Here is a 23,797-nt window from a genome sequence, read left to right on the forward strand (position 1 = left end):
ACCTAACTCCCAAATCTATGAAAAGGCGGTTTCACCATGTTCCAGTTCAAAACGATAGGGGTCGCATCCAAACAACCGGTCTTATTCGCAATGGACGATTATTACTTTCCGCTGAAAAGCAACGTTTGCCATTATTTGAGCAAACCGGAAATTATCAAGCAGCCTGTTTTGACCCGATCGGAACGCGAAGACGCTCCTGATTCGTTAGCTGCCCACTTTTATGGAACGGTGTTGTACGACGAAGGGAAATACCGGATGTGGTATCTCGGTATGTCGCTCGGCCTTAATCCGGATATGCCTGCCCAAGAGCTTGAGCTGCACCGGAAAAAAACGAACGCATCGCTCGGAGGCATTATGTCAGGGCCGATCTGTTATGCGGAAAGCGATAACGGAATCGACTGGGTTAAGCCGAATCTCGGTCAGCTGCTCTATAAAGGAAACCGGAATAATAACGGAATCGATTTGCCGGATGCGTTCGTCCAATTGCCGACCGTTATCAAAGACGAGGACGATCCCGATCCGAACCGGCGCTATAAAATGGTATATACGTATATCTATGACAACGGCAATATCGGACGTTCACATACGTCACGCACGGCTACGAGCCCGGACGGCATTCATTGGACAGCCGGCAAGTATGGGATGACTGAAGAAGCGTTAGAGCACTCGTCATTATATAAAGTGAATGGACTTTATGTCATTAACGGTCAAGCGTTAAGCGGCAAACGGAGAAGCGAGGGCGGCGCTGAGTTAGGGAGACAGGCCACCGCATGGATTTCAACGGACTTCGATAACTGGTTAAAGGAAGGCATCGATTCTTTCCGGCTTCTCGAAAATCAAGCCCCTTCCGAACGCGGAACACGGAAAAATTACGATCAGGTGCACCTCGGCGTGGCTCCGATCGTGTATGACAATGTGTCGGTAGGCTTGTACGGTTTGTGGCATCACTGCGAGAAGCCGTTTATGGATACGTCGTGCGATTTGGGCCTCGTTATTAGCAACGACGGGCTGCTGTTCCGGGAACCGGTGAAGGGACATGTGTATATCAGCCAGCAAGAGAGCTGCGCCACCCCGGTGCCGGGCAAGCATTATCATACGAATTTGTGTCAATCCAACGGGATATTGAACGTAGGCGACGAGACGCGGATCTATCACGGGAGATGGCGGAATGCGTGGGTTCCGGAAGGAGTGACGGACGATTATTCCGGAGAAGTCGGGCTTGCGATATTGCCGCGCGACCGCTGGGGGGCGATCGGATTAAATCCGAACCAGAAGGAAGGCTCGCTGTTGTCCATACCGATCACATTTCCGGAAGGAGACTTCTCGCTCGCGATCAATGCCGATGGAGCCGAAGGAATACGCGTCGAGTTCACCGACGAGCATTTCCGTACGATTCCTGAGTTTTCGGGCGAGAACAGCGGCATCGTATCCAAGGACGGCTTGAATCAAATCGTCGAATGGCCGGCGAATCAACTGCTCAAGCTGGCCGGGAAGACGGTGCGGATGCGATTGAAGCTGGAGAAAAAGAACCAGATTGATCCCAGAGTATATGCCGTATACCTTGTGAAATAGTACATCTCTGCCATCTGTGGCTCTGAAAGCTGGCATTACTAGCCGCCGTTTCGCATCACCCGGCTGGCTTCGGAGCTGCAACATTGTAGATCATGTTCAGCACGATCTACTAATCATGAAAAATGGAGGTCACGCATGTTCCAGTTCAAAACGATAGGGGTCGCATCCAAACAACCGGTCTTATTCGCAATGGACGATTATTACTTTCCGCTGAAAAGCAACGTTTGCCATTATTTGAGCAAACCGGAAATTATCGAGCAGCCTGTTTTGACCCGATCGGATCGTGTTGACGCTCCCGATTCGTTAGCCGCCCACTTTTACGGAACGGTGTTGTACGACGAAGGGAAATACCGGATGTGGTATCTCGGGATGTCGCTCGGCCTTAATCCGGATATGCCTGCCCAAGAGCTTGAATTGCACCGTAAAAAAACGAACGGGTCGCTCGGAGGCATTATGTCTGGACCGATCTGTTATGCGGAAAGCGATAACGGAATCGACTGGGTTAAGCCGAATCTCGGTCAGCTGCTCTATAAAGGAAACCGGAATAATAACGGAATCGATTTGCCGGATGCGTTCGTTCATTCACCGACCGTTATCAAAGACGAGGACGATCCCGATCCGAAGCGGCGCTACAAAATGGTATATACGCATATATACAATACGGAATTCAACGGCGGATTCCAAACTGCGCGCGTTGCGACAAGTCCCGACGGCATCCATTGGACGGCGGGGGCGAGAGGACCGATTCCCGAGTTTGTCGAGCATGCCTCCTTTTACAAATATAACGGGCTTTACGTTTTGAACGGCCAATGTTTATGCGGCTTCCGCAGAAGCGAAGGCGGCGCCGCAACGGGAAGACAAGGGACGGCGTGGATTTCAACCGACTTTGACAACTGGATGAAGGAAAGCGCGGATTCGTTCTGGCTCGCGGATCCTCACGATCCGACCCAAAGAGGGACGTACTTTGCTTACGATCAAGTTCATCTAGGTACGGCGCCGATCGTTTACGACAACGTCGCCGTCGGGCTGTACGGGTTGTGGCATCATCAGCAAAATCCATTTAAAGAAACATCTTGCGATTTCGGCCTGTTGATCAGCAATGACGGATTGACGTTTCGCGAGCCGGTGAAAGGACATGTGTATATCAGCTCGCAGGAATCGCACGCGACCCCCGTGCCCGGCAAAGAATTGAAAACGAATTTGTGCCAGTCGAACGGCATTATTAATGTCGGCGACGAGACGCGGATCTATCATGGCAGATGGCGGAATGCGTGGGTTCCGGAAGGAGTGACGGACGACTATTCTGGAGAGGTCGGGCTTGCGATATTGCCGCGCGATCGCTGGGGAGCAATCGGATTAAATCCGAACCAGAAGGAGGGCTCGCTGTTGTCCATACCGATTACGTTTCCGGAAAGAGACTTCTCTCTCGCGATCAATGCCGATGGAGCCGAAGGAATACGCGTCGAGTTCACTGACGAGCATTTCCGTACGATTCCCGAGTTTTCGGGCGAGAACAGCGGCATCGTATCCAAGGACGGCTTGGATCAAATCGTCGAATGGCCGACGAATCAACTGCTCAAGCTGGCCGGGAAAACGGTCCGGATGCGCTTGAAGCTGGAGAAAAAGGATCAGGTTGATCCCAGAGTGTATGCCGTATACCTTGTGAAATAGTTTGGAGCGAAAACGATGAATGATAAGCACGAAGAACGCCTATCCGAGCACTGGGTTCAAAGCTGCGGCGAAAGCCTGAAATATGTGCTGAGAAGTCCAAACAATGCCCGCTTACATGAAAAGCCGCTCCTGCTCATTACGGTCGGGGCGGACTGGAAAACGCCTTTGTTGACTAAGCCATATCGCACTACAGCCGACGGCTTTCTAGCCAACGGCCACTATGCGCTAAGCTTCGATATCCCTTGTCACGGGGAGCGCGTCGAGCCTTACGGGGAAGGCATTAACGGGTTTCGTAACGCCTGGCAAGCCGGTGACGATCCATTCGAACGATTCGTACGCGACGCCACCGCAGTCATCGACGACTGTATTCGTTTGGGCTTTGCGTTCCCCGGCAAAATTGTCATTTGCGGAGCTTCCAGGGGTGCGTACTTGGCTTTCCGGCTGCTCGTAGCCGACTCGCGAGTCGCTTGCGCGGCGGGATTCGCCCCGGTAACCGACTGGCGTGCTTTGAACGAATTCGATTCGATTAAGGAGAGGCCTGACGTGGAGGCGCTCAAGCTCCACAACTATGTTGACCGCTTGAGCGGGAAACGATTGTTTATCGGGATCGGCAACGACGACAGTCGCGTCAGCACATTAAGCTGCTGCAAGCTGTACACCGAGTTGACCGAACATAATTTGTCGCGCGGCTACCCCGAGTCGTTGGTCGAGTTTTATTGTACGGACGATCGCGGCCATACGATGGGCGATTACTGGTACGACAAAGGAACAACATTTTTGTTGAATGGGTAAATAAACGTAAGGGGTCCCCAAAAATAGCAAATAGATGAGGCTTTTGGGGGACCGGCGAGGGAGATTTCAATGCTAAATATCGTAATCGATATGCCGGTAGACGACGAAAAGCTGCAGCAGCTTCAAAGCTTGCCCGGCGTACATGTTACAAAGATCGATCCGCGCGAAAAGCCGGAGCGTTTGCCAGACGAACTGGCGAAAAAGGTAAACGTGTTGTTTTGCACGTTTCCGCCAACCAACATAAACGATTGCACCGCGCTTCGTATGATCCAGATCAGCTCCGTCGGTTATAACCAGATCGTCAATATCGGTTTGCAGGAAAGAGGCGTGCAGGCATGCAACGCGCAGGGCGTGTTCGACGTTCCGATCGCAGAATGGAATATCGCGATGATATTCCAACTTGCGCGAGATATGCGCGGGATGTTTCGCAACCAGGAGCACAAAATATGGGACCGCTCGGCAAAGTTTCAGACGGAAATACGCGGCATGAACATTGGACTCTGGGGCTATGGCGGAATCGGACGAGAGACGGCACGCCTGGCGAAGGCGATGGGCATGTATGTTCAGACGCTCGTGCGGGATCGTGTCAAGGAGCGCGGCCATACGTACTGCGTGTCCGGTACCGGCGACCCGCAAGGCGCGCTTCCGGACCGGGTATTCATTAGCGGTCAGGAGACGGAGTTTCTGCGCGATTTGGATGCGCTGATCGTGGCCGTCCCTTTAACCCAGCAGACGGAAGGCATGATCGGGGAGAAGGAGCTGCGGGCGCTGCCGCCGCATGCTTTCGTCCTCAATCCGTCCCGCGGGCCGATCATCCGCGAGGAAGCTTTGCTTCGGGCGCTGCGCGAGCAATGGATCGCCGGCGCCGCATTGGATACGCACTACCATTACCCGATGCCGCCGGAACATCCGCTATGGGATTTTCCGAATGTGATTATGACGCCGCACATTTCTGGGTCGTCGCAAAGCACGCATTTTAAAAGACGTATATGGTCGATTTTTATAGAAAATGTTCGCCGGCATATGGACGGGGATCCGTTATGGAACGAATTGTCGCCAAGCCAGCTGGCGGGGCAGTAACGCCGTAGAGAGGAGCGCAAGCGATATGAAAATTATCGATGTCCGTACGGTTTTGCTGACAGGACCGTGCACGAACGATCCATTTTTAAGCGAGTCGCGCAAGCTGCGCAGCGCCGCATTTATTGAAGTGATTACCGATACGGAGCTGGTCGGCATCGGCGAGACTTACATCGGCTACTTTTTTCCGGAAAGCGTGCCGACGATCGTCGATTTTTTCAAACCGATTTTGCTCGGACAATCGGTCGATAACATCGCCGAGCTGTGGCAGCGCATGTACCATAGCGGCAACTTTTGGTGCAGAGTCGGCATGGGTCTTTCCGTACTGAACGGTATCGAAGCCGCGCTTTGGGATTTGAAGGGGAAAATGTACGGGCTGCCGGTCTACGAATTGCTCGGCGGAAGAAAGCACAACCGTCTCCCATGTTATGCCACAGGAGGTCCGAGCAACTATCCGAAGGAGAAGCTGGCGGCGAAGCTGGATCATTATTTATCGCTTGGCTTCAACGGGGTGAAGCTGGGCGCGGGATGTCTCGATACGAGCCGAGGCGGCTGGCATATGCCGAGGTCGAAAGGGGAAATCGCCGAATTCGAAGCCGATAAGCTGGAATTCGTCCGTAAGCACGTCGGGGGCGACGTCCACCTTATGCTCGACGGTCATATGGGAAACAGCCCGACCCATACGTGGGATCTTGACACGGCCGTTACGGTGCTGCAGGCGCTCGAACCTTACGATCTGTTGTTTTTCGAAGAGCCGCTTCATTATACGGACGCTGCGGGTTATGCGGAGCTGCGCAAAAAAACGACGATTCCGATCGCAGGCGGCGAATGTTTGACCGGTAGCTGCGAATGGAAAATGTTTGATGACCTGAACTGTTTTGATGTCGGGCAGCCGGATGCCGCCTTCACCGGCGGACTCGGCGAATTTATGAAAGTGGCGGCGATGCTGGAAGGAAGCGGACGCAAAATTGCGACCCATGCTTGGGGGGCGGGTGGCTGCCTGATGCAAAACATTCATTGCGGCTTCGCAAGCGGCAATACGCTCATCTTGGAAATTCCGCCAGATTTCGCAGGACTTCATAGCGACATTGTCCGCGATTCGTTCAGGATGGAAGGCGGCTACATATGGCCTCCGGAGGGATCCGGCCTTGGCATTGTACTGACCGATGAGATTAAACATAAATATTCGTTCGTTCCGGGAAGCGGCGAATTTAATTCGGTTCCCGGGAAAGTGTTGACGACGTAAGCCAATTATACGACACACATTAAGGGAGAGAAGCTGCATGATTACAGATTCGTTACTGCATATCGGACAATATTCGAGCGTGAGCTTCAGATTGAAGCTGGCTGCGCAATTTCTCGAAACTCATGATTGCAAAACATTGGAACCGGGCAAATACGAAATAGACGGCGATCGCGTGTATGCGCTTGTTCAGCATTACGAAACGAAGTCGAAGGAGAAAGGGCTATGGGAAGCGCATCGGCAATATTTGGACGTGCAATATATGGCGGAAGGCAGCGAGATGCTGGGCTATATCCCGATCGATCGGACGGAAGTGACTCGCCCCTATGACAAAGACGGCGATTATGCGTTGTTCGCGGCAGCGGGCGATTTTTTCACGCTCCGGGAAGGGCACTTCGCGTTGTTCGCCCCGCATGATGTGCATATGCCCTGCATTCAGCTTGAAACGGCTCAATCCGTTAAAAAAATCGTGATCAAGGTGTTGATCGAACCGTGAGGGAGAGGGCGGCGAAGCCGAAGCGAAAGGCATATACCGTCGTCGCCTATGGCGACAGTTGGACTTACGGAAGCGTCGCGAACGGCTGGCATGAGGCGAAAGAAGCCGGGTACGATTGGGAGCTCATTCACGGCTCCTGGTTTTCTCAACTAAGACGATGGCTTATGCAAATGGATCCGGAAACGGTCATATACAATCAAGGGATGCCGGGTTGGAAAAGCTACCAAGGGCGAGATCATTTCGAACGACGAGTCGCGGCGCTCGATCCGGATTTGCTTATTCTCAATTTCGCCATTAACGACTGGACGAACAAAATTCCGTTACACATTTACAAAACGGCGATGGATCAGATCATGCTGGAAGCGAAGCGGATTGGATGCCAATGTGTCGTATGGACGAGCGGACCAGTCGCGGCGGCAAGCGAAAAAAGCTACGGATTCGAGAGCCCGATGCAGGATAGCTCGTTTCCCCATCGTTTTGAGGAATATAACGATACGCTGCGAAACTTGGCGGCTGAGCATCGTGTTATCCTCGCGGATGCTGAACGCGTCATTCGTAGATTATGGGAAAGTGGAACGGAAATATCCGGTTGGTTTTATGACGCAATACACTTTACGCAACAAGGGCATGATACGATTTTTCAATGTTTGCGGGACGCTTTGGCGCTTGATAGACGAGTGAACAAAAAAGGAAGACGGATAGCAGAAAAATGAAACCGATTTGCGGGCCTATTCGTCCGGAATTATCGACCGGTATCGGTCAGTGTGCGACCCGTGAGTTCGTTTCCATTAATTTTCCCACTATAACGATAGGGAGAGTATGAAATGAAAAATCGAATCTATTCCGGGGAAAAGGCTAATATAAATCAACGGGAGGAGTTGGAGCGTTCGGGACAAATACCGGCTGAGCCGAAGACGCTCAGCCGCCGCAAGCTGCTTGCCTCGATGGGCATGGCCGGTGTGGCGATGGCGGTGACGGGCTCGCTTGGGGCGGCGAGCGAGCGGGACCTGCCCGGAAAGGCTATAGGCAGTGTTCCTCCATTTTTAGATGAATTGAATGAAACCGTAATCAGATCCGTTAATTCTATATCTGCATTAATTCAGCAATCAGATAGGTTCGATGGTCAAATATTTGAAGTTGTTTCCTTTCATGCTGATCAAAAGATTGGCGGCGATTTATTCATGTGGTCCGCAACGATAGACAAATCATTGCATGACGGCGGCTATATTATCGACCCCAATATTCCTTTTCCTGGTATCACTGTATTTAACACTTACTACACCGCACTAAATACTGGCGGCGGCGTATTTGTTCGCTTGAACAACGAGAGCCATGTTGATGCTGAAAACTACGGCGCCATTCCGCTAACGTCAATGGTTTGGAACTGTGCAGCCATTCAACAAGCGCTACACAAAGCAGCGGCATTTACAACGCCCAAACAGGTGCATGTAGGTGTTGGTGTATATCAAACAACAAATCCTATCATCATTTCGACATACCCTAATTACGGCAATACTATTCGCGTACCTCAGTTAATCGGGGCAGGGCGTTTAAACACCGAAATATGGAAGGTTGCAAACAGCACAATTCCAAGCGGTATTTATCGCGCTGGCGACAATATTGACGCCGTAATCTTTGCATCCGGACGTTTAGATAACGCCTCTGAAAACTTGATGGGCGAGGTCGTAAAAGGCTTTCAACTCATGCGCATTAGTGTGGCAAAATGGCAGGGGTACGGATATTTCAGTTATAAGTCGATTTACGGCGAGCGTACGGATTTGAACTGCATTCAATGCAATATCGGGTACTGGCAGGATGATTGCTGGATGAGTCAAGTCAATAACATTAAGGCTACCAACTCGATTACAACCGCAATTGCTATTCGTGGCGGCACGTCTGTCACCGGCCGGAATCTATATGCGGACACTTGTCAAGGCGTTGGCTTTGATTTAACAAACTTAACGTACAGCGACCTCGGTATTCACGCCGATCTTTGTGGCGGCGGCAGCGTAAATGGTACTTATGCAATCAAATGTGATCGCACGATTGGTACAAGATTATTGGCGTCCACAGAATTTCACAAGGGGACAGAGTTCTACTTTAAATCATGTGAGGGCTTAATCATCACCGGCCGCAGCTACGGAACGGCGGCTATAGCAACCGGTGTTATTCCTAAAATCGAAGCTTCCGCATCATCCGTTTTATTTGAGGGGTACAGTTGGAGAAATTCACTTAATCAGCTATCGCAAGCGGAAGCCGACAAATACAAGCTTTTAACAAAAGATGCGGTTGGCACGAATATTGCCTTCAGAGCATGCATGATGTCCCCTGCATACAAAGATTTCCCCGTCTATGTTGCTGATTTTAGATTTATGGGTGATTTGCAATATAGCACCTATTCAGAAATCAATCGTGTAATTTCGTCACAAGTTAAATTGCAGAATGGTTCGTTCAAAAAGCTGGCGTATGTTGGAGATACGGCGCGGATTAAGATTGTTTCCGCCATTTGCACGGATACGGCTCATGACCGAATGTATATTTTCCCCGATATAGGGATAGCAAAAGCGTCAATATCCGCGAACAGCGCGAGCCCGACTAAATTGAGTACAAGTCTGTACATCAATGGAGTCGTTGACAGCGCAGATGGCGGTGTTACCGAATCGCAACGCTATGCACTTTACGGCTATGTTGACGCAAACGGCTGGTTGCTTGTAACTGTGCAAACAGCTGGCAATAACCTTGAGTTTGGTTTTGTGGTTAATAAATAGCGGGAACGTGCGAAAACCACATTCGCAGCGGTTTTCTTGCGACGGCAAACGGGGAGGAGGAACATGGATGGAACAGCCTGCGTTCTATATTCGCAGCTCGATCGGAACATACAATGAAGACTGGTACGATGTCGGCTTTCACCATAACTCGACACTGGAAATCGAAATTGTGCTGGAGGGCCGCGGTTTATTCGAATGGCCGGAACGCAAAGTTTTCGTCGAAGCCGGCCAAATCGTCGTAATTCCGCCTGGCATCCTTCACCGCTTTGCCGCCGTAACGAAAATCCGCCTCGGGGTGCTTCATTTGCAGCATATGCCTCCTGCTCTGGAGGAAGCGGCGGGACAGCTGGCGTGCGGATTCGGACAACCTCGCATTTATGCAATGTCCCGAATCGACAGCGACCGGTTTTTGAAACTTTTTCGCGAGTGGCTCCATGTCCTCGCCTCGCCGCTCAAAAATTCGCAGCGAACGCTCGTCGTGTGGGCCGAGCTGATGTTGATGTACTTGCATGAGCATGCTCAGACGGATTTGCAAGCGATGGCAGTTGCGAAGGCAGCCGACTTTCTTCGCGATTCTCTGCGTGAGAATGTCCAGATGATCGATTTAGCGGAGCTGACCGGACTAACGGTTGCCGGCTTTCGCCGTGCGTTCGAGAAAATATACGGCATGAGTCCCAAGCAGTACCAGCAGCAATGCCGATTGGAGGAATCGAAATGGCTGCTTAGCGCGACAAACAAAGACATGATCGAAATCGCCGAACAGGTTGGGTTCCACCGGCTGCATTCCTTCTCTCTATGGTTCAAAAGCATGGAAGGCACCTCCCCTTCCTTTTGGAGAAATAGTCAAAACTCGCACTTGATCAAGGATCAATCTCCCCATTGCTGACCATCTCCGCGCCCCAGTAGAATACCACACTACTGACTGTGGCCAAGAATGTGACATCGAGCGGCTTGTGGCTACCGATTCGGTATAGGCGAACGACTGCTTGTCATGGGGAATGATTGGAAAGATAGTCGTCATCGTATTCAAATAGCAGGAAAGCGGTGGACTTGTAATGAGAAGAAGTAAAGATGTCGCACAAATCGGCTCCAGAGTCGAGATGTTTATTGACCACTGGTTGATCGATGAGCAGCAAGGGATCGAACTGCGGGTGACACCGCCCGAGCGGCGCGAAGTTGTGCTGAAGCTCGATAAGCGGTGGGAAGGAAAAGCCGCTTGTTACTTCACCGTCATTCAGGATGAGGGGAAAATCCGGCTTTACTACCGGGGAAACGCGCCCACGGACGATCACGATGACCAACAGGCGACATGTTATGCGGAAAGCGAGGACGGCATCCATTTTGAGAGGCCGGTTCTCGGACTATACGAGTATGAAGGCTCGAGCAGCAACAACATCGTATGGCGCGGTCTAGAATCGCATAACTTTGCGCCGATGAAAGACGCTTCGCCGTCAGCAGCCAAGGAATCCTTGTTCAAGGCCGTGGGCGGTGTTGCTCCGAGAGGAACGCCATGGGAAGAAGGAATGCTCAATGCTTTGCATTCACCGGATGGCATCCACTGGTCGAAAATGGAGGCGAACCCGGTCATCACCGACCAGCCATTCGACTCGCACAATGTCGTTTTATGGGACCCGAACTTAAGCGCTTACCGCTGTTATGCGCGATATTGGGCGGACCGTAAAGTTCGGGCCGTTCATAGCTCGATCTCCCCGGATTTTCGGGAGTGGCAGCCGTTTGCGCCCAATACGTACGACGCAGACGTTCCGATCGAACAGTTTTATACGAATGCAACCGTTGTATGTCCGGGAGCCGAGCATATGTACTTGTCGTTTCCGAAACGATTCATCGAGTCTCGGAAAAAGGTTCCCGAGCATCCGTTCTCAGGGCTTTCGGATACGATGTTCATGTCCAGCAGGGATGGGATCCATTGGGACCGGACGTTTCTCGAAGCTTGGCTGCGCCCGGGCCAAGACCGGAAAAATTGGACGGAACGCAGCAACATGATCGCGCACGGCATCGTGCAGATCGAACCAGAACTATTCTCGCTGTACGTCACGGAGCATTACCGCTGGGACGACATTAGTTTGCGGCGGTTGACGGTAAGGAAGCACGGTTTCGCTTCCATCCATGGAGGCTACCGGGGAGGTGAGGTAACGACTCGTCCGCTGATCTTCTCCGGAAATCGGCTATTGCTGAACTATGCGACGTCGGCTGCCGGCTCGATTCAAGTAGAATTGTTGGATGAATCGGGGCGACCGCTCGATGGCTACGAGGCTTCCGACATGGAGCCGCTGTACGGAGACGAGCTGGAGGGCATCGTGCGTTGGCGAAACGACGAAAACGTATCCGCGTTAGCCGAAAAACCGGTCAGAGTCCGATTTCTCTTGCATGATGCCGACATTTATTCCATGCAATTTAAGACTTTGTGAATGATGTCCGTTTAAAGCAACCTTTGTCATTTTTTGAGCAAACTGAAATTAACGAGCAGCCTGTTCTAGCCCGGCCGGACCATGCAGACGTCCCGATTCGTTAGCCTCGCACTTTCGTATTCGACAGAAGGATGTGGACTAATATACGATGCGTTCTGCATAGGACAGGTCGGGTTTTTAGCGAACACGCCGGGTAAACCGAAAAGTGTTGCGTGAACAACGAGAAAGCGGCAAGCAGATATAAAGCGGATGGTTAGTGCAGGACGCTGTACGGTGAGATCAGTAGTTTTTACCTACTAAAACGATAGGGGAAGTGTGAAATGAATAATCGAATCCATTCCGAGGAAAAAGCGTATGTGGAAGGGGGGGAGGAGCTGAAGCAACCGGGACAAACACCGGCTGAGCAGAAGACGCTCAGCCGCCGCAAGCTGCTTGCCTCGATGGGCATGGCCGGTGTGGCGATGGCGGTGACGGGCTACTCGCTGGAGGCTGCGAGCGAGCGGGGCCAGCCCGGAACAGCTATAGGCGGTATTCCTCAATATTTGGATGGATTGAATGAAACCGTTATCAGAAAAGTAAATTCTATCTCTGCATTAATTAAGCAAACCGGCATGTTTGACGGTCAGATTTTTGAAGTTATTTCCTATCACGATGGAAGGAACATGGGCGGCGACCTTTTTATGTGGTCTGAGTCAACTAGTAAATCGTTACATGACGGCGGTTACTTTATTGACCCCTCAATTTTCGTTCCTGGTTTTGCTACTTTCAATACTTACTATACTGCCCAAAATACAACAGGTGGCGTGTGGGTTCGTTTGAACAACGATTCGGAAGTTGCAGCAGAAAATTACGGGCTTAACGACGATCAGGCCATGGTATGGAACTGTGCTGCTATCATGAAAGCTCAGAATCGTGCGGCAATAGTTTCAAACGGTTTGGCAACTCCAAAACCTGTGACTTTGCCAAGCGGACTTTTTCAAACAACGGACCCCATTGAGATCGCTGTTATCAATTCGAGAGCTATTCCTCTTATTGGAAAAGGACGTTTTAATACCGAGCTGCGTAAGACTACCAACAATCCTATCTCAAACAAATACCCTGTCAGCGGGATTGATGCAGTCGTTTTCGTCCATCCTACAACTGCGATGGGCTCGGCAGGGGTATTCGGTGAGCATATACAAGGAATGACGCTATCAAGAACGGCTGCACTCCATAAAACGGGCTTCGGTTACTATGCGAAAGGCTCACCAATCGCTACTCGTAGAGATATAGGTTGTACGGGGCATGAATATGGTTACTGGCAAGATGATTGCTGGATGAGCCAAGTCAATCAAATCTATGCCGTTACATGTAAGAATGGAATTGCTATAAGAGGCGGAACATCTGTAACAGGTGCAAACATCTATGCTGACAGATGCGAGCAAATTGCCATTGATTTACGCGGTCTTACTTACAGCACTCTTACCGTGCATGCTGATGGTTGCGGTACGGACACAACGTCTAACACAGGGTATCCTGCATTTAATTTACAGTTTGTAAAAGGTTGTACGATTACAGCATCTACAGAACGGCATAGAGGTACAGATTTCTTTATTCAGTATTGCGACGGTTTGGTTGTTAACGGTGGACGTAGTCTTAATGCTAAGGCTGTTAGTGCTTCTACACCGAAAATCTTTATTCAAGATGCAGTAATGCAATTCAATGGTTATTCTTGGCGTTATGCACTGGATAGCTTAACAGCCGATGAAAAAGCTCTTTACACATTCGTACAAGAGGTTGGTATGAATAGCGCGTGGAGCTTTAATGAATGTCAGGGAAATGCCCAGTGGAACAATTTCCCTGCGCAAGTTGCCGATACTGCCTACATAGGCAGTTATAAAAAATCGCGATATTCGGAAGATAGCGGACTTGTCAAAGCAACCTTACTTCATAATAGCGGGACTTGGAAAAAACTATGTTATGTGGCGAATACGACACACATAAAAGTGTTAAGTTGTATATGCCCTGCTTCACCGCGTTATTACGATTTCCCCGCTGTTATGAATAAGGCTGCTATATCTTCCGATTCTGCTAACCCAACGACTTTGACGGCACAACAGTATACAAATGGCGTTGCTGACAATGCACAGCCGTTACAGGCTTATATTGGAGCAGACGGATGGTTGTACATAAAACCTTCGGCCGGTGGCGCGAACTATGACTTTAGATATGTTATAGCCAAGTAGTTTGAAATGATTAGTGCTAGGGAGGCTCTACGGTGAAATCAGTAGTTGAAATTGGCACGAAAGTAGAAATGTTCGTGGACGAATGGCTGATCGAGGAGAAACGAGGTCTTTCCTTGAAACTTCATCCGCCTCGCAGGGAAGAGATCGTGCTTTCATTCGATCAGCCTTGGGAGGGGAAGGGAAGCGGCTACGTAACAGTCATTCAAGAGCAGGACAAAATACGCATGTATTATCGTGGAATTGGGCCCGGTTCCATGAATGATGAAGTTACCTGCTACGCGGAGAGTACGGACGGGATTCATTTTGTGAAACCGCAACTGGGACTATTCGAATATGAAGGTAGTACGGCCAACAATATCGTTTGGAGAGGGCGGTTATCTCATAACTTCTCTCCGTTCCTGGACCGCTCCCCTCATGTTTCCTCCGAGCTGCGATACAAGGCAGTGGGCGGTATCGATGAATTGATCGCGTTTGGCTCTGCTGACGGCATACACTGGCGGAAATTGCGGGAAGAGCCCATTTTGACGGATGGGGACTTTGATTCGCTAAACGTCGTTTTCTGGGACGTTAACGCTCAAGCTTACCGCTGCTATTCCCGTATTTTCCAGGATTTGGCTTATCGAGCCATTCTTACGTCCACCTCTACCGATTTCTGCAACTGGGGCAAGCAGCAGTTAGTGCTTTATAACGATTTGAAACCGATGCAGCAGTATTACACCAATTCGGCCATGCTTTGTCCGGAAGCGGAGCACATCTATATGGCGTTTCCTATGCGTTTTGTGCCGGAACGCAAAAAATTGACGGTTCATCCCGAGCCGGGCATTAGCGATACAGTCATGATGACAAGCCGGGACGGCTTGCATTGGGATCGTACGTTCATGGAAGCTTGGTGCCGCGCGGGACTGGATCCGCACAATTGGTCGGATCGGACTGGAATCTTGAGCACCGGCAGTGTGCTTCTGAATCCCGACGAGTTCTCCTTCTACATTCAAGAGCATTACCGGCTGGATGATAGCCGCTTGCGGCGAATTACCGTCCGCAAACACGGCTTTGGCTCCATACATGCAGGATTTGAACAAGGGGAATGGGTATCGAGACCGTTTGTTTTGGAGGGCAATGAACTACTGGTCAATTATTCCACATCGGCAGTCGGTTATATACGATTCGAGCTGCAAGACGAGAACGGCCGTCCTCTTGACGGTTTCAGGCTGGAGGACATGGAACCTATGTATGGGGATGAGATCCGGGGAGTGGTTACATGGGGGCCGGATGCGGATATCGAATTATGGAGAGGGCGACCGGTCCGGATCCGCATGCAGATTAAGGATGCAGACTTATTTTCCTTGAAATGGAACGATAAGATGTAATACTTCGTTTTAGGCCGGAGAAGAAAGATGGTATGATCCCCTCATGGTAGACGGTGAAAAAAAGTCCGTGTTCATATGGTTTTGACACTTGTCTACCGGAGGGGATGGACGTCGTTCTTTCCACGGGCATATACTTCGTGGCTTGCGATGCTCGAGCATATGGAGCGAAGCGGTAAACTCCCTCTACCCGCGGAGATACGCTGAATGACACCTGGCTAAAGTATGAATTACCCGAAAAGTACTTAATCTCGTCACATTCCAGCTCTGGGAATAATGGGTAATCTGGTCTATGCTGAAAGTGCAAGATGTTGAATTATAGCGGAGGTGATCGCGTGTCTGTCCGAGTCTATAATTACATCCCGGAGCTGCTGAATCTGGATCAGATAAGCTATACGAAGTACCTGGAGGAGTTGACGGAACGGTTATCGGCGAATGAACCGCGTGAGTGGATGATCCGAGCAAGCATCAACAATGCGACCAAGCCTTTTGCAGAAGATCCGGACCGCGACCGGGCGTTTCAAACGCTGCTGGATTTCGATCTCAAGGGGATGTCGCAAGAAACGACGGCCCATGTCGTTCAGCTATTGCCATGTGCGGTTGACGAAGTATCCGTACACATTTTGCCCGCGATCGAATCGAAAGGCGGCGGGTGCTGCTACGGACCCGGCAAGCTTCTACTCGGCATACGCTGCGACGAACTCGCGCCTCTGCGGCTGAAGCGAAACATCGCTCACGAATACAGTCATACGTTCCGCTTTTTTCAAAAGCCCTACTACGATTACAACGGATTCAGTCCAGGGACCCCAAAAAGCATGAGAGACTATCTAGCGTTCGAAGGACTTGCAATGGTACTCGGGGATACGTTATATCCGCACCCCGCCTTCGTTCCGTTCGCGGTATCGGAGGAGAGCGAGAGGGCGTTCTGGGAGAAGATCGACATCGCCGCCGTGGGCGACGAGGCGTATATGAAATATATGACGCTGCGGGCTTACGAGATTTCGTCCCGAATCGTAAGAAGCTATTTGGCGGTACAGGGTTGTTCGATTATTGAAGCTCATAATGCAACCGACGAAGAGTTGTATTGGAAAAGCGGCTATCCGTTCATTCGGTAATCACCCGAACGATGGACCGCGACCGACATCTACATACGGCAACGATTCAGCAGCCTACCGGCTATCGGCGGGCTGTTTTGTTTTTGTATTTACAAAGTCTGGTACCTCAAGTATACTGTATGAACAAACGTACATCGTATTGACATATGTACATAAAGCGAAGGGGAGTGTGCTGAAATGGCAGAGCTCGATCGAGAGCGGTATCGGCTGCTGGTCAAAATTAGCCGGCTCTACTACGAGGAAGGACTTCATCAGCAGGAAATCGCGGGCCGGCTGGGCATTTCGCGCCCGCATGTGAGCCGGATGCTGACCGCCGCCAAACAGGAGGGCATCGTGCAGGTGACGATTCGCAACCCGTTCTCGGCGGAACAAGAACTGGAGCAGGAGCTGATCCGAACCTTCGGGATACACGACGCCATGATCGTAGACGTCCAGGGCGAGGACGAACAGCTTCGGCTTGAACAGCTTGGCCGTACCGCCGCCGTGCTGCTGGAGTCGGTTCTGAAGGATAACGACATCGTAGGCGTCATGGCCGGGAGAACGGTAGCGGCAATGGCCCAGGGGACGGATTACGTCGCTCGCAGCGGTCTCCAGTTCGTTCCTCTCGTGGGCGGCTGGGGCTCGGCGGGCGCAGACTGGCACGCAGGCTCGAATGCGATGGCGCTTGCGGACAGGCTCAAGGCCAAATACTGGCTGCTTTACGCTCCCGCTGTCGTCGCTAACGAAGAGACCGGCAATTTGCTCCGAAGCGAGCCCGAGATCGATAAAGTGCTTCGTTTGGCGCGCAGATGCGGAGTCGCGATTGTAGGTATCGGCGAGGTGAGCGGTCAAGCTACGATCGTTCGTTCCGGACAAATCGCCGAGGGGGATTTGGAGATGCTGCGAAAGCAGGGCGCCGTTGCCAATGTATGCGCATCGTTTCTGAACGAACAAGGCGAAGAGATCGATTTTCCCGGACGCGCCCGTTTCATCGGACTTACGGCGCGGGAGCTTCGAGCTATCCCGAATGTGATCGGCATCGCCGGCGGCCGAGACAAGGTTCGTCCCATACTGGCTGCGCTGCGGGGGAAATGGATCGATATTTTGGTCACGGATGCGGCGACGGCACGTTGCGTCCTGGAGCTGCACCGAAGCGGCGGCTGCGCCGACTGAACGAGGAGAGGAGTTATTTCGACATGACGGACAAGAGAGCACCGCAATCGTATGCGAACACCAAGAACGGATACTTTGGCACATACGGCGGAACGTTTATTCCGGAAATACTGGCTCCCGCCTTCGAACAATTGCGTTGCCAGTTTCAGGCGATCAAGGAGGACCCGTCGTTCTGGAACACGTATAGCGCGATATTGGCGGAATATTCGGGACGACCGACTCCGCTGACGTTCGCGGACAGGCTGACGGCGCATTTCGGCCGGGCTCGTATTTACATCAAACGCGAGGATCTGAACCACACCGGCGCACACAAGCTGAATAATGCGCTGGGTCAGGCGCTACTTGCCAAGCGAATGGGCAAAACTCGCATCATTGCAGAGACGGGCGCCGGTCAGCATGGGGTGGCGACTGCCACCGTGGCCGCCAAGCTAGGGTTGAAAGCGACCATCTATATGGGCCGCGAGGATATGGAGAGGCAGTACGCCAATGTGTTCTGGATGAAACGGCTCGGGGCCGAAGTGGCCCCGGTCGAATACGGTTCGCAAACGCTGAAAGACGCCATTAACGAAACGCTGCGCGACTGGGCCGCCAGCTTCGAAACGACCCATTATGTGCTCGGAACCGCATCCGGCGCACATCCTTTTCCGTCATTGGTCGCTTATTTCCAGTCGATCATCGGGATCGAAGTCAAGGATCAGCTTCGGCGGGCGGAAGGTTGTCTTCCGAACCGGGTGTACGCTTGCGTGGGCGGCGGGTCAAACGCACTCGGCGTGTTTCAGGCTTTTACCGAGGATCGCTCGGTCGAATTGATCGGCGTCGAAGCGGGCGGTAAAGGACCGGCCTCCGGCAAACACGCAGCCCGGATTGCTTATGGGGAAGGCACGCTTGGTGTCGCCCAAGGTTATCGGACGATGTTTTTGCAAAACGGCGACGGGCAGATGAATGACACGTATTCGGTCGCCGCCGGTCTTGATTATGTGGGCGTATCGCCGATACTGGCCGACTTGGCGGAGCAGGGACGTGTCCGGTTCGTGGCCGCGACCGACGATGAAGTCCTTTCGGCTTTGCAGCTCGTCATGCAAACAGAAGGTTTAATACCGGCTTTGGAATCGACGCATGCCTTTGCCGGAGCTTTTCGGGAGATGGAAGCTACCTCGCCTACCGATCGGGTCATCATCAATATGTCGGGACGCGGGGACAAAGATATTTTTAATATAGCGGAGGGACTGCGCGATGAGGAATGGAGAGCATTTATCCGGCGCAAGCACGAACAATTCAGCGAGCCGAATTGATGTGGGCGCTCGAATAGCGGCAGGGGGCCGGGGCGGTCGTCTTCCCTTGATGACGCATCAGGTTGTCGGTTATCCCAGCTTCGAGACCAACTACGAGATGATTCGCCTGTTTCACGAAAAAGGGATTCGTCTGGTGGAGCTTCAACTGCCCTTTTCGGAGCCAATCGCAGACGGACCGGTTTTTTTAAAAGCGAATCAGCAGGCGCTGGCGGCAGGTGTAACCGTAGAACAGTGTATGGCGTTCGCCGCTCGGGTCACTGCGGATTTTCCCGACATCGCTTTTCTGTTCATGACCTATTACAACATTGTGTTCCGGTACGGCGAAGAGGCGTTCGTGCGGAAATGCGCGCAGCTTGGAATAGCCGGCCTGATCGTACCCGATGCTTATCCCGAGGAAAGCGGCGGTCTGATGAACGCATGCACGGCAAACGGCGTCGATTTCGTTCTCCTCGCAACGCCTTATACGCCCGAATCCAGGCTGGCCTGGCTGGCCGAGAGAACTTCCGGCTTTTTGTACTGCGCCGCGCGGAAAGGGGTAACCGGAGCCAAGACGGAATTCGGCGGCGGAACGGACGAATTTCTCGCCCGCGCCCGGAAGGCTGCCCGCACTCCGCTGGCCGTCGGATTCGGTATTCAAAACGGCGACGATCTGGCTTATTTGCGGGGCAAATGCGATATCGCGATTATCGGAACGCAGATGCTGCTGGAGCTGGAGCGGAACGGCCTTGACGGCATGGGCCGCTTTCTGGAAGAGCTGCAATCCGGTGCGATTTGAAAATAGAGGGGTTTCCTTCCAAGTGGCGAATCCTTTACAGCGTACTCGTCATTGGGTCATTTCCGAATTTACCCCGATCAAGGAAGTGAGATCGTGCTTGTGACGCTGGAGGAAGTTAAGGAAGACGGACTAGGAACGTTGCAAAAACTTCTGGAATTTGCCGCCTATGATCTTTCCGAGTTCAATCGCAGCAAAATAAGCGAGAACGGTTCTTTCATTTTTAACCTCGATTGCAGACAGTGGTTCGAGCATTCGGCCTATGAGTTGTTTTTTATTCGAGCGAATGAGGAGCTGGCAGGTTTCGTTGTCATTAAACGGTTAGCGGAAGAAGAGGTGTACTACCTCAATCATTTCTTCATTCTGAGGAGATATCGCCGAACCGGCATCGGAAAACAGGCGGCGATTCAAGCTTTTAATCGGTATGCCGGGAATTGGAGGGTGAGCGAATTCGATTGGAATACGCCCGCGCAAAGCTTCTGGAGGGCTGTCGTCAAGGAATATACGAATGATACGTATCGAGAGGTGAGAAGGAAGGACAATAAGGGTCCTGCGCAGGAGTTTTGTAATATAAGGCTAGGAACGTAGTGTGACAAGGGGGATCGCGATGGAAGCAGTCAGATCGGCGGAATCGATTGAGGACCAGATCGTAAACGATCTCAGACACAAGTTCGGTTGGCGTATTCAGTCGATTCAAGCCAATAACCTGGGATACGGCAACTTGAAGTGGATCATGAATACCGGGAGCGAATCGTACTTTGTGAAAAAATATTGTAAAGTACGATACCGAAAAGGGCTCGAGGATGTTCACGAAGCGCTGCGATATCAAGACCTTATGCACCGGGACGGCCTGCCTTGCCAGCCTGTGTATGCGTATGACGGTCGGTACATTCATCGCTTGCAATCCGAAGAGGAGTACATGATCACGGGTGTAAGCCAGGGAAAGCTGATCGGGGCGGGAACCGCTACTTTGCAGCAAATGTACAGCCTTGGGGAAGCTACGGGAAGAATGCATCGATGGATGAATCTCCAAATGCCGCGGCGAACCGCTCTCCATTGGGAACTTTGGAGCATGCAGAAAATGAATGCTGCGTTGGAGAAAAATTTACAGGAGACAAGCGAAGCTGGCCACTCCGAATACGCAGCAGCCATTCGAAAGCAATTGAAGATTCTTCGCCGTCTGGACATGCAGATTTTTGAGAAGTGCGCCAAGGACTGGGCGCATTGGGATATGCATGTGGACAATCTGTTGTTCAACCGGGATGGAATCGCCGATATTGTCGATTTTGACCGAGTACAGTTCGTTTATCGCGATTTTGATATCTCTCGGGCGATATTGTCCTGCGCCCTTGCAGAGAACCAAATGAGGATGGATGCTGTTCAGGCTTTCGTCGAAGGCTACCGGGTCCATAAAAGCTTGACGAAAGAGCAGTTGGTTTGCTCGGTCAAGCTGACCTGGTACAAGGAATGCAAATGGGTGCATGTCATGTACAGCAGCCAAAAAACAATGGGACGTTTTGTCGACGAGATGATCTGGATCGGGGACCACTGGGACGATCTGGATGACATCCTGCACATATGAACCTCCCAACAAACAAACTGCCGCCAAAACGCCAAACGAGTCTCCGGTTGCAACCGGATTCGAGTGAGCGCTTTCAGCGGCAGTTTTTCTTTTGCCCCAATTCCTCCGATCCGTCCCACCGCTAGCTCAATCCTCCTTCAAAGCAACGGCGAAATATTGCTTCGGACTCATCCCGAGCTTGTTTTTGAACAAACGATAAAAATTGCAATAGTCGCCGAAGCCGCAGTGCTTGCCCTCGGTAATCGGAAGGCCGCGCAGGACGGCTGTTTTTCGTTTGAAGACGGATAAATTCGCTATAAAAGATTTGTATTGTAATAACGTTCACGGCAAGTTGTAAACTGATATGGAATCCTAATCCATAAACAAAGTTGGTTGATAGGTGAAATTGCGTATAAACGAAGATGCTGCGGGTTGGAAGGCGCTTGTCGGAAAGCTTCGTGCCGCCGGTTGCGTTTTTGCCGAGGAGGAGGCGCGGCTGCTTATGGATGCCGCTTCAAGCGTTGCCGAGCTGGACAAGATGGCGGAGCGGAGAGCCGCCGGTTACCCGCTTGAACATATCGTCGGCTGGGCGGAGTTTTGCGGGCTTCGCATACGGATCGATCCCGGAGTGTTCGTTCCGAGGCGCCGTACCGAATTTTTGGCCGGGCTCGCTGCACGGATTACGCGACCGGGAGACATAGCAATCGATCTATGCTGCGGTTCCGGAGCGCTGGGGGCGGCGCTGGCGAATAAGGTCAAGCCTATCATGCTTCACGCGGTTGACATCGACCCAGTCGCCGTACAGTGCGCTCGCCGCAATATAGCAGCGGACATCGGTTATGTGTACGAAGGAGATCTCTACGAACCGCTGCCTGAGCGGTTATATAACCGCATTGCTGTGATTGTAGCCAATGCCCCTTACGTGCCGACCGGCAAAATCGAGCTGATGCCGGCGGAAGCACGAATACACGAGGCTGCCATTGCGCTGGATGGAGGCGCAGACGGTCTTGACGTTCAGCGCAGAATTGTGGCGGAAGCGTCCCGCTGGCTTGCACCGGGAGGTGTTCTGCTGGTCGAAACGAGCGAGAGGCAGGCGAAGCAAACGGCTGGGTTATTCTCGGCGTATGGCCTGTTTCCCGAGCCGGTTCGTTCCGAAGATTACGATGCTACTGTGATCGTCGGGTTTCGAGCGGATCGTCCAGTCGAAAGGTGAAGCGTTGGGGGATGAACGCGGCATCGCAAAGTATCATTTCCTTGAGTGTAAAGATCTCAATCTCCACGTTGCGGTGGAATTTGAGGTCTTTTTGTTTGAAAGGCGCAGCCCAAGCTCGTCTGATTCCTTTTCATGCGGAAGTCGGAGTTCCGCTAAGGCCGTTCAGAGCGTGTGAAAAACCGCGCGGATGGTCCAATAACGGAAGAAATGCTTCCTCTAAGTGCTTCTGAAGCGGCTGCGTGGAAGGAATAGCGGAACTTTTGGTTCCACAACTCGTGTGAGTGTGTCAAAATATATTCAAAAACGACATATATTTATTGCAAAACGATAAATTTTCTCGTACAATCAAGGTAAATCAAAACAAGCGAGGTGTATGTCCATGAAGCGGGGAGCGACCTTATTTCTGCGGGGCGTGATCATTTTGATCGGGCTGGCCGCACTTGCCGTATGTATCTTTTTCATTCCCGGGGTAGCCAGTCGGGATGCGGCGGCCCATCCGGAGTCGGCTTATTTGCAGTACCCCTTTTTGGCGAGTACCTACGGATTGGCAGTGCTGTTATTTGCTGCACTGTATCAAGCCTTCAAACTCTTGGGGTACATCGATCGGAACAAAGCTTTTTCGGAGCCGGCCGTCAAGGCGTTGAACCGTATCAAGCAATGCGCAATGACAGTATGTATCATTCTGGCAGCAGGACTCGTTTTCGTCGCCTTTGGCATGGATGGCGACCGCGCCGGCGCAATCTCCATGGGGCTAATATGCACGTTTGTTTCCAGCGTAATTGCAGTTTTTGCGGCTGTACTGCGAAGGCTGCTGCATCAAGTCGTGCTTCTGCAAGACGAAAACGAATTAATCGTCTGAGGGCGTTCGTTCTATTCTGTTCGCCAATTTGTTCGTAAAGTAAAGCAAATCCACGAATATGCAAGATTTCGTTTTCAGAAAATGCCGCCAAGCCCTAATCGTTTCAGGAATCCACAAAAAGCGAACGTATGTTTTGCGGTTTGACGTTTTCGCCGATCGGCTGTTACGATGAGTGTACTTCACAGAGAACGATAAG

The 23,797-nt window shown here is 51.7% G+C and carries 21 protein-coding genes; 20 read left to right on the top strand and 1 reads right to left on the bottom strand.

Going from position 1 to position 23,797, the window contains the following annotated elements:
* Window positions 1-36: 36 nt before the first annotated feature.
* The 18 genes from D7M11_RS31745 (at window position 37) to D7M11_RS31830 (ending at window position 21,550) form a co-directional block, all read left to right on the top strand.
* Complete coding sequence (locus tag D7M11_RS31745) at window positions 37-1,572, top strand: glycoside hydrolase family protein (protein WP_120751305.1); 1,536 nt, start codon at window positions 37-39, stop codon at window positions 1,570-1,572.
* Between the two features lie 135 nt (window positions 1,573-1,707).
* Window positions 1,708-3,243, top strand: coding sequence for a glycoside hydrolase family protein (locus D7M11_RS31750; RefSeq protein ID WP_120751306.1), 1,536 nt, complete (start codon window positions 1,708-1,710; stop codon window positions 3,241-3,243).
* Between the two features lie 15 nt (window positions 3,244-3,258).
* The gene (locus D7M11_RS31755) at window positions 3,259-4,035 is read left to right on the top strand and encodes an alpha/beta hydrolase family protein (RefSeq protein ID WP_120751307.1); all 777 of its coding nucleotides are present in this window, start codon (window positions 3,259-3,261) and stop codon (window positions 4,033-4,035) included.
* A gap of 69 nt (window positions 4,036-4,104) precedes the next feature.
* On the top strand, window positions 4,105-5,115 hold the full coding sequence (locus D7M11_RS31760) for a D-2-hydroxyacid dehydrogenase (protein ID WP_120751308.1): 1,011 nt from the start codon (window positions 4,105-4,107) through the stop codon (window positions 5,113-5,115).
* A gap of 25 nt (window positions 5,116-5,140) precedes the next feature.
* Window positions 5,141-6,358: a mandelate racemase/muconate lactonizing enzyme family protein gene (locus tag D7M11_RS31765; protein ID WP_158606951.1), complete on the top strand. Its 1,218-nt coding sequence runs from the start codon at window positions 5,141-5,143 to the stop codon at window positions 6,356-6,358.
* 37 nt (window positions 6,359-6,395) lie between these two features.
* Window positions 6,396-6,851, top strand: a complete 456-nt coding sequence (locus D7M11_RS31770; RefSeq protein ID WP_120751310.1) for a NanQ anomerase/TabA/YiaL family protein — start codon at window positions 6,396-6,398, stop codon at window positions 6,849-6,851.
* Window positions 6,848-7,564 (top strand): SGNH/GDSL hydrolase family protein, encoded by a 717-nt coding sequence (locus tag D7M11_RS31775; protein ID WP_120751311.1) that lies wholly within the window; start codon window positions 6,848-6,850, stop codon window positions 7,562-7,564. The genes D7M11_RS31770 and D7M11_RS31775 overlap by 4 nt, the downstream gene beginning before the upstream one ends.
* A 111-nt stretch (window positions 7,565-7,675) precedes the next feature.
* Window positions 7,676-9,619, top strand: coding sequence for a hypothetical protein (locus D7M11_RS31780; protein WP_120751312.1), 1,944 nt, complete (start codon window positions 7,676-7,678; stop codon window positions 9,617-9,619).
* A 67-nt stretch (window positions 9,620-9,686) separates the two neighbouring features.
* Window positions 9,687-10,505 carry a helix-turn-helix domain-containing protein gene (locus D7M11_RS31785; RefSeq protein ID WP_120751313.1) on the top strand — a complete coding sequence of 273 codons (819 nt, stop codon included), beginning with the start codon at window positions 9,687-9,689 and terminating at the stop codon, window positions 10,503-10,505.
* Window positions 10,506-10,674: 169 nt separating this feature from the next.
* Window positions 10,675-12,048, top strand: coding sequence for a hypothetical protein (locus D7M11_RS31790; RefSeq protein WP_120751314.1), 1,374 nt, complete (start codon window positions 10,675-10,677; stop codon window positions 12,046-12,048).
* A 320-nt stretch (window positions 12,049-12,368) separates the two neighbouring features.
* Window positions 12,369-14,273 carry a hypothetical protein gene (locus D7M11_RS31795; protein ID WP_120751315.1) on the top strand — a complete coding sequence of 635 codons (1,905 nt, stop codon included), beginning with the start codon at window positions 12,369-12,371 and terminating at the stop codon, window positions 14,271-14,273.
* Between the two features lie 32 nt (window positions 14,274-14,305).
* Window positions 14,306-15,640 carry a hypothetical protein gene (locus D7M11_RS31800; protein WP_120751316.1) on the top strand — a complete coding sequence of 445 codons (1,335 nt, stop codon included), beginning with the start codon at window positions 14,306-14,308 and terminating at the stop codon, window positions 15,638-15,640.
* A 332-nt stretch (window positions 15,641-15,972) separates the two neighbouring features.
* Entirely contained in the window at window positions 15,973-16,752 is a 780-nt protein-coding gene (locus D7M11_RS31805) for a DUF2268 domain-containing putative Zn-dependent protease (protein ID WP_158606952.1), read from the top strand.
* Window positions 16,753-16,929: 177 nt separating this feature from the next.
* Complete coding sequence (locus D7M11_RS31810; protein ID WP_120751318.1) at window positions 16,930-17,904, top strand: sugar-binding transcriptional regulator; 975 nt, start codon at window positions 16,930-16,932, stop codon at window positions 17,902-17,904.
* A gap of 23 nt (window positions 17,905-17,927) precedes the next feature.
* On the top strand, window positions 17,928-19,196 hold the full coding sequence (trpB, locus tag D7M11_RS31815) for a tryptophan synthase subunit beta (RefSeq protein ID WP_120751319.1): 1,269 nt from the start codon (window positions 17,928-17,930) through the stop codon (window positions 19,194-19,196).
* Between the two features lie 49 nt (window positions 19,197-19,245).
* On the top strand, window positions 19,246-19,971 hold the full coding sequence (trpA, locus tag D7M11_RS31820; RefSeq protein WP_240041402.1) for a tryptophan synthase subunit alpha: 726 nt from the start codon (window positions 19,246-19,248) through the stop codon (window positions 19,969-19,971).
* A 51-nt stretch (window positions 19,972-20,022) separates the two neighbouring features.
* Window positions 20,023-20,556, top strand: a complete 534-nt coding sequence (locus D7M11_RS31825) for a GNAT family N-acetyltransferase (protein WP_120751321.1) — start codon at window positions 20,023-20,025, stop codon at window positions 20,554-20,556.
* 19 nt (window positions 20,557-20,575) lie between these two features.
* Window positions 20,576-21,550, top strand: coding sequence for a phosphotransferase (locus D7M11_RS31830; RefSeq protein WP_120751322.1), 975 nt, complete (start codon window positions 20,576-20,578; stop codon window positions 21,548-21,550).
* A gap of 126 nt (window positions 21,551-21,676) precedes the next feature.
* Here the strand turns inward: D7M11_RS31830 and D7M11_RS38210 are convergent, their stop codons facing one another.
* Window positions 21,677-21,847, bottom strand: a complete 171-nt coding sequence (locus D7M11_RS38210) for an AraC family transcriptional regulator (protein WP_120751334.1) — start codon at window positions 21,845-21,847, stop codon at window positions 21,677-21,679.
* An 82-nt stretch (window positions 21,848-21,929) separates the two neighbouring features.
* On the opposite strand from D7M11_RS38210, the gene D7M11_RS31840 reads away from it, so the two are divergent.
* Window positions 21,930-22,742, top strand: a complete 813-nt coding sequence (locus tag D7M11_RS31840) for a putative protein N(5)-glutamine methyltransferase (protein ID WP_240041400.1) — start codon at window positions 21,930-21,932, stop codon at window positions 22,740-22,742.
* 379 nt (window positions 22,743-23,121) lie between these two features.
* A complete protein-coding gene (locus tag D7M11_RS31845) occupies window positions 23,122-23,601 on the top strand; it encodes a DUF2975 domain-containing protein (RefSeq protein ID WP_120751324.1) in 480 nt (159 codons plus the stop codon).
* Window positions 23,602-23,797: the final 196 nt, after the last annotated feature.

This window comes from Paenibacillus ginsengarvi, from assembly GCF_003626695.1.
Taxonomy (GTDB): Bacteria; Bacillota; Bacilli; order Paenibacillales; family NBRC-103111; genus Paenibacillus_AB; species Paenibacillus_AB ginsengarvi.

What these genes read in the sequence shown, in the direction of transcription:
- D7M11_RS31830 (WP_120751322.1), top strand. Translation starts at nt 20,576, where the DNA reads ATGGAAGCAGTCAGATCGGCGGAATCGATTGAGGACCAGATCGTAAAC.
- D7M11_RS31785 (WP_120751313.1), top strand. Translation starts at nt 9,687, where the DNA reads ATGGAACAGCCTGCGTTCTATATTCGCAGCTCGATCGGAACATACAAT.
- D7M11_RS31755 (WP_120751307.1), top strand. Translation starts at nt 3,259, where the DNA reads ATGAATGATAAGCACGAAGAACGCCTATCCGAGCACTGGGTTCAAAGC.
- D7M11_RS31795 (WP_120751315.1), top strand. Translation starts at nt 12,369, where the DNA reads ATGAATAATCGAATCCATTCCGAGGAAAAAGCGTATGTGGAAGGGGGG.
- trpB (WP_120751319.1), top strand. Translation starts at nt 17,928, where the DNA reads ATGACGGACAAGAGAGCACCGCAATCGTATGCGAACACCAAGAACGGA.
- D7M11_RS31770 (WP_120751310.1), top strand. Translation starts at nt 6,396, where the DNA reads ATGATTACAGATTCGTTACTGCATATCGGACAATATTCGAGCGTGAGC.
- D7M11_RS31810 (WP_120751318.1), top strand. Translation starts at nt 16,930, where the DNA reads ATGGCAGAGCTCGATCGAGAGCGGTATCGGCTGCTGGTCAAAATTAGC.
- D7M11_RS31790 (WP_120751314.1), top strand. Translation starts at nt 10,675, where the DNA reads ATGAGAAGAAGTAAAGATGTCGCACAAATCGGCTCCAGAGTCGAGATG.
- D7M11_RS31745 (WP_120751305.1), top strand. Translation starts at nt 37, where the DNA reads ATGTTCCAGTTCAAAACGATAGGGGTCGCATCCAAACAACCGGTCTTA.
- D7M11_RS31780 (WP_120751312.1), top strand. Translation starts at nt 7,676, where the DNA reads ATGAAAAATCGAATCTATTCCGGGGAAAAGGCTAATATAAATCAACGG.
- D7M11_RS31845 (WP_120751324.1), top strand. Translation starts at nt 23,122, where the DNA reads ATGAAGCGGGGAGCGACCTTATTTCTGCGGGGCGTGATCATTTTGATC.
- D7M11_RS31760 (WP_120751308.1), top strand. Translation starts at nt 4,105, where the DNA reads ATGCTAAATATCGTAATCGATATGCCGGTAGACGACGAAAAGCTGCAG.
- D7M11_RS31765 (WP_158606951.1), top strand. Translation starts at nt 5,141, where the DNA reads ATGAAAATTATCGATGTCCGTACGGTTTTGCTGACAGGACCGTGCACG.
- trpA (WP_240041402.1), top strand. Translation starts at nt 19,246, where the DNA reads ATGACGCATCAGGTTGTCGGTTATCCCAGCTTCGAGACCAACTACGAG.
- D7M11_RS31750 (WP_120751306.1), top strand. Translation starts at nt 1,708, where the DNA reads ATGTTCCAGTTCAAAACGATAGGGGTCGCATCCAAACAACCGGTCTTA.